Annotated in this window: 1 protein-coding gene; it reads left to right on the top strand. The window is 52.9% G+C overall.

Annotated elements, in window-relative coordinates; translation table 11 throughout:
• The coding region (locus tag Q8Q85_12440) for a hypothetical protein (GenBank protein ID MDP3775064.1) at window positions 1-1,786 on the top strand (1,786 nt) is incomplete at both ends.

A 1,786-nucleotide genomic window follows, 5' to 3' on the forward strand; every position in this document is an offset into this window, starting at 1 on the left:
TGCAGCCAGCGCCCCTTACACATGGACCATACCTTTAAACGAGACGACCACGGTAGAAGGCAAAATAAACATAACCCACACGGCCAATAACCAGACATATAACGAATCGGCAGGCCTTTTCAAGATAAAGGGTTCCCTTGACCTTACGGCCCCCTCTAATCCGGGCATAGTCCTGACATATAACGGCACATCGACCTACAACATCACATGGCTCACATACGGCAGCATACCCGGCGTGAGGTTAAAATACTCCACCAATAACGGCACAAGCTGGCCCTACACGATAAATAACACGACGGGCGCTAATTACACATGGCCCATCCCCGACGCGATCGGCTATAACGTCTCGGTAAAGGTCGAGGACATGAACGACACGGGCGTTAATGATACATCACAAAACACCTTCGCCATAAAGGGAAGCATCATACTCTTACAGCCGTCGAACGGCACCGAAAGCTGGGTGAACGGTTCCGTCCAACAGATACAGTGGAAGACGATCGGGACATATTCTCAAGTCCTTAAGCTCCAATACTGCAATAACTCCTCAGACCCTGTCTGGATAGATATACCCGATGAGCCCGCTCCGGGAGCCGACAACGCCACCATGATCTACAACTGGACGATACCTGACGACATAACGGCCAAGGCCAAGGTCAAGATATCTACCCAGGAAGGCAACGCCTCGATAGACGTTAACGACACATCCGATAACGCCTTCAAGATAAAGGGCGGTATCACCGTTACACAGCCAAACACCAACGTCACCTGGTACGTCGGCCAGCAAAAGCAGATAAACTGGACCTCGACAGGAACAGTGACGCCTGTCATAATAAGGTACTCCACCACAAACGGCTCGCCCTGGTACACCATAAACGCGAGCGTCACGGCAACGGCGGGACTGAACTCATACAACTGGACCGTCAACGATACAATAAGAAGCGCCCAGTGCCTCATAAACATATCGGACGCCAGGACTAACTTCACAAGCGAAGTCTTCGATGCATCCGACGTCGTCTTCAATATCTATCCGCAGATAAACGTGACGGCCCCCATAGGCGGCCAGAACGTCTCGGCGCATTCTAACAACACCCTGATAAACTGGACCACGACCGGCTCCACGATAACGAACGTCAATATAGAGTACACGACAACCGGAGGCGCGCCCTGGAGCTGGGTACAGAACGAGACCGAGGCGAACGCGACCGACATTCCCACAGGCCCAACAGGGACATATCTGTGGATGGTGCCGACATTACTCTGTAACGACAACGCCAAGATAAGGGTGACCGACGCCGCCGACAGCAACGTCTCAGGCGCCACGTCAAAGTTCAACATAGTGGGAAGTATAGACATAACTACGCCCAACGGCGGCGAGGAGTGGACCGTAGGCGCCAACAAGACCATATACTGGAAGCAGTATCCCAATATCTACGTCAACATATCCTACTCGACGGACGCCGGCGGCTCGACCTGGACGCCCATCATCGACGAGTACAACTATATAGGAAGCGACGCCAGCTTCCCCTGGCTCATAGGGAACGACACAATAACGTCCAATACAACCAGGATCGCGATAAAGCACTCCTCGAATCCCAATGTTGTCAACGACACATCAAGCGCGCCCTTCGCTATCTTAGGCTGGTTCGACATAACGGCCCCTGAGAACGGGGACCCGGTGATAGCGGAGGAGCCATACACCATAACATGGAACAATAACTCCGTAGGAGTCTCGAACGTGACACTGGAATACTCGTCCGAGAACCCGCCGGCCAACTGGAGTTATGTC

The organism is Gemmatimonadales bacterium (genome assembly GCA_030697825.1).
Taxonomy (GTDB): domain Bacteria; phylum Gemmatimonadota; class Gemmatimonadetes; order Gemmatimonadales; family JACORV01; genus JACORV01.